This is a genomic window from Cryobacterium sp. TMT2-14 (assembly GCF_004402465.1).
Taxonomy (GTDB): domain Bacteria; phylum Actinomycetota; class Actinomycetes; order Actinomycetales; family Microbacteriaceae; genus Cryobacterium; species Cryobacterium sandaracinum.
In genome coordinates this window covers 1-8,430 of the sequence record NZ_SOFV01000013.1, presented here as the reverse complement: position 1 = coordinate 8,430, position 8,430 = coordinate 1, and the positions used below count along the sequence as shown (strand labels likewise).

The following is an 8,430-nucleotide window of genomic DNA, read 5'->3' as shown; positions in this document are numbered from 1 at the left end:
CTATAAAGTTTCTTTCCTTTGACAGTCAGAAACCTAGACAGGAAGCGGCGTGCGGCCGTTAAGGCGCTCCGAAACACCCACGGATACAGCAGGGGAGCCGAGATTCTGCCCAAATCGTCCCCGCAATACTCCGAAAAGCAGTTTCAGACCAGAATCTCCGTCGAATTGGTCCAACACCGGGCACGGCGCTCCGCCCGGGATGAACAACATCCACAAATTGCGGTCGGTTCTCGCCTTCCGGGAGCGACGCTGCAAAACAATTCGACGGCGATGGCGTGACAGAGGGCCGGTCGTAGTAGCTACGACCGGCCCTCTTCCCTTGCACCAAGAGTGTCCTGCAATCACATTTCGCGTCTTCCGCCACAGCAAACGGTTGACGCACTACGAATATATAACGAACGCGTAACGAAGCGCCACTTGTTCGTCATTCTTTTTTTGTTCAAATCCCCACGAGTGGGGGAGGCGTCCCGATGCCGAGTCCCTATTCTTGGAGATCAAGGATGTGTGGAGGCAGCGTGACTGATCGAGCCGTGGCCGTGGCCGCCTGGGAATCACTGTTTCGTGCCCAGGTTGCCATTATGCGCAGCCTGGCCGCCGATTTTCCGGCTCATGACATCTCGTTCAACGAGTACGACGTAATGTTCAACCTGTCCCGGGCTGCCGGGCGGCGCCTGCGGCTCCGCGATTTGAATCGGCAGGTGCTGTTGACCCAGCCGAGCGTGAGCCGTCTGGTCGACCGACTGGCCGCGCGGGGCTATGTGCGGAAGCACACCGACCCTACTGACGGCCGCGGCGCCCTGATCGAACTGACGGATGCCGGCTTCGACCTGTTCCGCCGGGTCGCTGTCCAGCACATGGGCACCATCACCGACCGCATCGGCGACACGCTCGGCACCGACGAGCTCCTGCAACTCACCGCCCTCTGCGATCGCCTGCATGGCGAGGACTGACCTGCACCGCCCAGGTTGCGCCAGCCTTGACGGAACCCGGCGCGCCGCGTCTCGCTGCCCTGTGCAGGGGGCGCGAGCGGGCGTACGGTGATCCGCGAGGAGGAAATTCCCATGCATGCAGCACAGGGAGACCGGGTCGTCATCTGAGGAAAGACGGTAGAAGCACCGGACCGGCACGGTGAGATCGTGGAGGTTCGCGGGCTTGACGGCGAACCTCCCTACCTCGTGCGGTTCAGCGAAGGGCATGAGAGCATCCTGTTCCCCGGCACGGACTTCATGGTCGAGCACATCGAACCTCGCTAGCACAGAATGCCGGAGGGTACGGCACACGCATCCGGCCAGGTCAAGGGGGTACTGCGCCCACATCACCTGAGTCAACTTCGAAACACGCGTTGCAGATCGTGGCGGGTACAAGATCAGGAGCTTCAGCCATGAGAATCACGTGTCCTTTTTGCCACTCGACAGCTCGCCTGACGCCGAACCCGGTGCACGCCGTACACCGCGCCCTCCCCGTCTACGTGCTGACCTGCTTCGGCTGTGATCGCGCCAATGTGCGCCCCGAGTCGGCGCATCTGCCTCGGCCGGACCTGGCCGTTCGCTGATCCGGCGGCCGTCACTCCTCGGTCAGCGGGCGTCGAGGCGGCCGATCAGCTTGTGGGTCGCTGTCATGGCGCCGCCGAGCACGGCCGGTATACCGCCGCCGGGGTGCACCGATGCCCCCACCCGCCACAGCCACGGGCGTGCCCGGCTGGTGTACCCGGGGCGGTGGAACGGCCCGCTCTGCCAGAGCGGGTTGGTGGCGCCGTAGAGCGCACCACCGGTGGAGCCCCAGCCAGCGAAGTACCGCGGATCAAGCACGACGTGATCACGGAACAGCTCGCTGATCGGCCGGTCCAGGCCCACGGCGGCGCTGACCCGCGCGACCTCACGCGCCACCCACGGGCTGTCGAGGTCATAGCGGCGGCCGTCAGCGGGCGCGGTGAGAAGCACCGCCACGGTGGCCCGGTCGTTGGCATAGACCTCGTGCGGCCGGTAATAGTTCAGGAAGGCCATCGTCTGCTCGGGCACAGCCCCGGCATCGAGACTGCGGTGCAGGGCGGCCGGGTCGTCGGGCAACACGACGGAATGCGTGGCGGTGCCCTCCGGCAACGAGGTCTCAAGCACGGCATAGATGGCCACGCCGGAGCAGGACAGCTTCCGTGGCCGGACCGGCGGCACGCCGAGCAGCCCGTCGAGCACCCCACGGTCGAGCCCGCTCACGATCACGTCGGCCGGATGCGTCGTCGTCGCCGTGGTCACGAGCCCTTTCGACACGGCTGTGACGGGCTCGCTAATGCGCACGACCGCGCCGGCGTTCAACGCGAGCCGGTGCAATGCGAGCGGCAGCTCGTTCACACCGCCCTCGGGAACCCACACGCCGTCCCTGGCCATGATCGCCGGCATGCTCGCATACAGTGCGAGGGTCCGCCGGGGAGAGACACCGGCATTGAGGGTGTGGATGGCGATGACCTCACGCAGGCCTTCGGGCATCCAGCTCAGGCCGTCGAGAAAGCTGCGCGTGGTCAGGCGGGTGCCGTAGAGCCGAAACACGTTGCGTACGGCCGGCAGCGATGCCGGATCGGCCGGGTCGGCGGTCAGCATGCTCGTGAGTTGAGGCCCGAGGCCACCGTGTTCTTTTTCGAACCGGGTCCAGGCCGCGTGCCACGGGTGACCGGCGGGCACCGGCAGGACGGCGTCCGCTCCCCGGTAGAAGTACCGGCCCACCTCAGGCAGTCTCCGCAACGTCACCGCGGCCACCGCGGCGGCTTCGGCCGGAACAGAGCGGCGGGCGCCGAGCGCGTCGTAGCGGGCCAGCAGCTCCTCCCAGACCAGAGGGAAGGTGACCAGCGCCGGTCCGGTGTCCACGTGCTGCCCGTCGATTTCGAGTCGTCGGCTCTTTCCGCCGATCCAGTCGGAGCCCTCCAGCACCGTCACCGAATGGCCGGCGCGGGCCAGCAGCGCGGCGGCCGTGAGCCCGCCGACTCCCGCGCCGAGCACGACGATGCGCTGCGGGGTCAGGTTCGTCTTCCTGCGGGATCGTGTCATAGGAGCTCCTTGAGCAAAAAAACTGCCACGAGCTGGGCCCCGGCGACGGAACCTGCGACGTAGGGGAACGCGATCGAGTAGCGGTACATTCGGCGGGCCGTCATCGGCGTGGGGCTGCGCCCCAGCGACCCCACCAACCAGCCGGCGATGAGCGCATTCACCACGGCGACCGGCCAGTTGATCAGCGCGAAACCCGCGGTGGACAGGGCCCACCACGCGCCGCTCCACACCACGGAGCCGCGCGCGCCGAGATGAACGGCAGTGGTTTGAATTCCGGCTGCACGATCCTCGTCGATGTCCTGCACCGCGTCGTAGGTGTGCTTGGCCACACTCCACGCCATGAGTCCGATCGCCGCCGCCCAGACCGGTGACTCGCCGAGGGCGAGAGGCACGAAGACCAGCGGGAAAGCGTAGGCGGCATTACTGAGCGAGTCGAGGTAGCGCCGGGCTTTGAAACGCAGCGGGGGTGCCGAGTAGAAGATGAAGATCACCATGTACGCGGCGATCCAGGCGAGCGCCGCCGCCGGCAACGTAGCGAGGAAATACGCCACGAAAGGCACGTTGGTCAGCACGACTCCGAGCACGATGGCGCGGGTTTCCGAGCCGAGGATGCGGGCCCCCTCGAGGCCACCCTTGCGGGCGTTCCGGGCATCCGTTTCCTGGTCGAAAATGTCGTTCACACCGTAGATCAGCAGGTTGAACGGCAGCGTCACCCAGAGGAGCAGCGGAACAATCTCCCACCGCCACAAATCCCCGACCAGCCACATGGCGATGACGGTGGTTCCGATGGTGTTGACCCAGAGCACCGGTCGGGAGATCTGAACCAGGCGGGTGAGCACTTTCTCACTCTATCGCTGCGAGAGACCGCGTTTTTTCGGGTGCCGACGCCCGTGCATTTCGGACAAACAGGAAACCCCCGCAATCTGCTGATTGCGGGGGTCCAGATGTGCGCCCGAAGGGATTCGAACCCCCAACCTTCTGATCCGTAGTCAGATGCTCTATCCGTTGAGCTACGAGCGCAGGCTGCCCAGAGCTAAGTACTCTCTGACAACTTGAAAACTATAGCAGTTATTCGGGGTGCTCCGGCGCGAGAACCGGACCCGAGGTGCGGATTCCGAGCCAGGAGGCGAGCCCGCCGGCGAACATCAAGCCCGCGACGACGACCATCACGCGCTGGAATCCCGGAACGTCGAGCGTAGTCCCGATGATCGTGCCGGCCAGAGCCACCGCGACTAGACCGGCCACCCGGGCGACGGCGTTGTTGATGGCCGAGCCGATGCCGGCCTGCTCGGGCCGGATGGAGCCGAGGACCGCGGAAGTGAGCGGCGCCACGGTGATGGCCAGGCCGAGGCCGATCACGACGACGGCCGGCACGACCTGCGACCAGAGCGCGATCGGCGGCACCGCCCCGAGTAGCAGCAGGAATCCGGCTCCTGCCACCATCGGGCCCACGGTCATAAACGCGCGCGGTCCGTAGCGGCCGGCCAGGGTGCCGAACAGGGTCGCGAAGAGCAGGAGCATGGCGGTCGCCGGGATGCCGGCGAAACCGGTTACGGTCGCCGAGAAGCCGCCGACCTGCTGCAGATAGAGCGTGAACACGAAGAAACCGAGGCCGAGGGCGGCGTAGAAACCGACCGTAGCGATGTTACCGACGCCGAAATTGCGGATCTTGAACAGGCTCAGGGGCATCATCGGATGCGGCGCGCGCGCCTCCCACCAGAGGAACCCCGCGAAGGCCAGCAGCCCGACGACAAGCGGCACGAACACGACCGGGCTGGCCCAGCCCAGCCGCCCCTGCTCGATCAGGGCGAAGACCGGACCGCCCAGCCCGAGCGCGGCCAGGCCGGCGCCCCACGCGTCGATGGGGGCCGCCGGACGGGTGCGCACCGGCTCGTCCAGGCCGGCCAGCAGCACCAGGGTAACCATGATGGGGATCACGTTGAGCCCGAAGATCAGGCGCCAGCTGAGCGTGTCCACCAGGATGCCGCCGAGCACCGGACCCATGATGCCCGCGATGCCCGTCCAGCCGGTCCAGGCCCCGATCGCTCGAGCCTGCGCCGCCCCCGAGAACGTCGAGGTGATGAGCGCCAGGGAGCTCGGCACGAGCAGAGCCGCCGCCACGCCCTGCAGCACCCGGGCCAGCACGAGCGCACTCCCCCAGGGTGCGACCGCGCACGCCAGCGAGGTGATCCCGAACCAGACCAGTCCGATTCGGAGCACCCGCACCCGGCCGAACGTGTCCGAGAGTGACCCGGCCACGAGGATCAGGGCGCCCAATGACAGCAGGTAGCCGTCGACCGCCCATTGTTGCAGCACCAGACCGCCGCCGAATTCCCGAGAAATCGCCGGCAGCGCGACCGTGACGATGGAGCCGTCCAGGAACGCGACGAACGACGCCAGAATGGCCACGATCAACACCCGATGCTCTCTGGAAATCACTCTCCCAGTTAACCCGATTCGCGGCCCGATCGAAGGCCCGATCCGGAGGGCGCGGGCCCCGGTGTGGCCCTAGACGAGGTCTGGGGCAGGTGCAAAACTGACGCCATGACCGCGATCCGCAACACCCAGGCATCCTTCGAATACGCCGGCCTTCGGGCCCTGTTCATCAATTGCACCCTCAAACGAAGCCCCGAAATCAGCCATACACAGGGCCTGATGAACCTCAGCATCAACCTGATGCACGAGCAGGGCGTCCACGTCGAGAACATCCGGGCCATCGACCACGACATCGCCTCGGGCGTCTACCCCGACATGACCGAACACGGCTGGGCGACGGATGCCTGGCCCGCCCTGTTCGACAAGGTGCGCGCCTCCGACATCGTCGTGATCGGCGGACCGATCTGGCTCGGCGACAACGGCTCGGTCACCAAGCGCGTGATCGAACGGCTCTATGCCATGTCGGGGGAGCTGAACGACAAGGGTCAGTACGTCTACTACGGCAAGGTGGGCGGGGCCGTCATCACCGGCAACGAGGACGGCGTGAAGCACTGCGCGTCGAACGTGCTCTATAGCTTGCAGCACATCGGCTTCACGATTCCGCCGGCGGCCGACGTCGGCTGGATCGGCGCGATCGGTCCGGGCCCGAGCTACCTGGACCCGGGTTCCGGGGGGCCGGACAGTGACTTCACGAACCGCAACGTGACCTTTATGACCTGGAACCTGATGCACCTGGCCGCAATGCTGAAGGCGAACGGCGGCATCCCCGCCTACGGGAACCTCCGCGCGGAGTGGGACGAGGGCGAGCGGTTCGGATTCCAGCCGAACCCGGAGTACCGATAGCGGCGTCGACGCGCCCGAAGTGAGGACACCATGACCGCGACCCCGCGGAGCCGCTTGCAGGTGCGGGTCACCGGCGGGATCGTGCGCGGCGTGGACGACAATGGCATTCGGCCTGGCGCGGCATCCCCTACGCTGCGCCACCCGTGGGCGAGCTGCGGTTCCGGGCCCCGCGGCCGGTGAGGAGTGCCTGAGTGTCAACGTGCTTCGGCCGGCGTCGGCGTCGCGTAGACGGCTGGGCCGCCCGGTGATGGTCTTTATCCACGCTGACCACCGCCGCGGTAGCCGACCTGACCCAGGCGGCCGTGGCGCTGCAGGCGCGCACGCCGGATGCCAGCCCGGGCACCTTCTGCCTGATCCCGGTGATCGACGTGGATTTCCTGCCCGAGCGGCCGCTCGACGCCTTCCGTCACGGGACCGCGCACCGGGTGCCGCTGATCATCGGCACCAAAGAGCGGGAGGGGTCGCTGTTCCGGGGCCGGGTGGACATCCTGCCGAAGTCGCCGACGCGTATCGCGGCCATCTTCGACCACGCCCCGGAGAGCCCGCACGACGCGATGCGCTCCGTCTACGCGAGCCTGCCGGCGAAACAGTCGTCGTCGGACTGCGGCGGGGATTTCGTGTTCTGGTATCCGAGCCTGCAGATCGGCGACTTCCACTCCCGGGTCGCGCCGGTCTATACGTACCGGTTCGACCTGGTCCCGCGGCTTAAGCACACGCTGGGCATCAGCGCCACACACGGAATCGAGCTGTTCGCCCTGTTCGACCACGTCGACGGCCCCACGACCCCACGGCCCCACGGCTCGGGCCATGATCCTGCTCGGCGGGCGGGAACTCTTCATCAACGCGGGCGAACGGATGCGCCTGCACTGGCTTCGCTTCGCCTGCACAAGGCGGCCCGACGACACCTGGCCGACCTACTCGGAAACCGACCGGCTGACTCTGAGACGAGGTCGATCGCATCGAATCGGATCCGCGAGGAGAGCGGCGGGCGGTCTGGCAGGAGTTCCTGCCGAACTTCTAGCGGGTAGCGGCGGTTGAGCCCGTCGGCGTGAGCTCCCCAGTTGAGCTCCCCGGTTGAGCTCCCCGGCACTCCTGCGCCGGCCCCCTGGCCGAACGAATTCGACGGAGATTTTGCTCAGAACCGGCCCAGAACATCCGTTTGGGCTCGAAATCGGTAAAATCTCCGTCGAATTCGTTAGGAAGCCCGCGGTGCCTGAGGGGCGCACCGACGGATGCGCGTGGTCGGCCAACCACGGCACCGCGCCGACCGAATTATTTTCTATACTCGTTCAGAACCTCTTGACTTATTATTAGTACACATCTACTATTAAGGCATGGCTGGAGCCCCCACTCCGCACCACCCCACCGCCTCACCGCAGGCGGCGCCTTCCCTCGCGCAGGCACCCCTCGCGCAGGCACCCCGTGCACAATCACCCCTCGTGCAGCAGTTGCGGCAGGCCCGTGATCTGGCCGCGGCCGTGCTCGACTCGGTGTCTTTCTCGCTCCTGGGCGAGGCGGACGCGATGATGGTGCTGGGCATGGTTGAAGACCTCGGCCGTCGGGTCGATGCGGCCAGGGTCGCCTCCGCCGCCGACATTTCGGTGCGGTCCCGCCGCATCCTGGGCCATGAGTCCCTCGCATATAAGAACGGGGCCAGCAGCGGCATCGACCTGATCACCCGTCTGACACGCGNCTGACACGCGTCTCTTCCCGGGAGGCGAACCGGCGGGTGCGCCTGGGCGAGAACGTCACCCCGCGCCGGGCGGGCACCAGCATGTTGCCGCCCTACTACCCGGCCGTGGCCGATTCCCTCACCGCCGGGGACCTCGGCGTGGACGCGGCCGAGAACATCGTCACCGCCCTCGACCAGGTCGCGGCCCGGGTCGCGCCCGACGACCTCGGCACCGCCGAACGTGCCCTGGTGGCCAGTGCCACCGGCGCCGTCACCGACGAAACCCGCGGCCTGCCCGGCGAGGGGTTCGCGTTCCCCGCGGACCTGGTGCGGGGCATGGCGGGGCAGTGGCAGGCCCGCCTCGATCCCGACGGCACCGCCCCCAACGAGCCCGTCGCCGAAGCCCGCAGCACTGTCGGCTTCGGGCTCTTCCGCGACGGCCTC

At 67.1% G+C, this 8,430-nt stretch carries 7 protein-coding genes, 1 tRNA gene and 1 pseudogene; 5 read left to right on the top strand and 4 right to left on the bottom strand.

Annotated features, from left to right (window positions below; all coding sequences use genetic code 11):
• Positions 1–500 precede the first annotated feature (500 nt).
• On the top strand, positions 501–950 hold the full coding sequence (locus tag E3O28_RS05510) for a MarR family transcriptional regulator (protein WP_134415382.1): 450 nt from the start codon (positions 501–503) through the stop codon (positions 948–950).
• A 159-nt stretch (positions 951–1,109) separates the two neighbouring features.
• Positions 1,110–1,253, top strand: a pseudogene (locus tag E3O28_RS05505) (DUF1918 domain-containing protein); the annotation flags it as partial.
• 321 nt (positions 1,254–1,574) lie between these two features.
• Here the strand turns inward: E3O28_RS05505 and E3O28_RS05500 are convergent.
• From E3O28_RS05500 to E3O28_RS05485, 4 genes are all read right to left on the bottom strand, one after another.
• The gene (locus tag E3O28_RS05500) at positions 1,575–3,035 is read right to left on the bottom strand and encodes an NAD(P)/FAD-dependent oxidoreductase (protein WP_134400995.1); all 1,461 of its coding nucleotides are present in this window, start codon (positions 3,033–3,035) and stop codon (positions 1,575–1,577) included.
• Positions 3,032–3,874: a UbiA family prenyltransferase gene (locus tag E3O28_RS05495; protein ID WP_134415381.1), complete on the bottom strand. Its 843-nt coding sequence runs from the start codon at positions 3,872–3,874 to the stop codon at positions 3,032–3,034. The genes E3O28_RS05500 and E3O28_RS05495 overlap by 4 nt, the downstream gene beginning before the upstream one ends.
• A 108-nt stretch (positions 3,875–3,982) precedes the next feature.
• Positions 3,983–4,055, bottom strand: a tRNA-Arg gene (locus E3O28_RS05490).
• 48 nt (positions 4,056–4,103) lie between these two features.
• Positions 4,104–5,474 carry an MFS transporter gene (locus E3O28_RS05485; protein ID WP_134342550.1) on the bottom strand — a complete coding sequence of 457 codons (1,371 nt, stop codon included), beginning with the start codon at positions 5,472–5,474 and terminating at the stop codon, positions 4,104–4,106.
• A 105-nt stretch (positions 5,475–5,579) separates the two neighbouring features.
• Here E3O28_RS05485 and E3O28_RS05480 point away from each other — a divergent pair, with 105 nt between their 5' ends.
• The 3 genes from E3O28_RS05480 to E3O28_RS05460 all read left to right on the top strand — a co-directional run.
• Positions 5,580–6,314, top strand: a complete 735-nt coding sequence (locus E3O28_RS05480) for a flavodoxin family protein (protein WP_104099160.1) — start codon at positions 5,580–5,582, stop codon at positions 6,312–6,314.
• A gap of 302 nt (positions 6,315–6,616) precedes the next feature.
• Positions 6,617–7,342: a carboxylesterase family protein gene (locus E3O28_RS05470; RefSeq protein WP_104099161.1), complete on the top strand. Its 726-nt coding sequence runs from the start codon at positions 6,617–6,619 to the stop codon at positions 7,340–7,342.
• Positions 7,343–8,007: 665 nt separating this feature from the next.
• Positions 8,008–8,430, top strand: a 423-nt coding sequence (locus E3O28_RS05460; protein ID WP_277874688.1) for a DUF222 domain-containing protein, incomplete at its 3' end; no start/stop codon positions are given.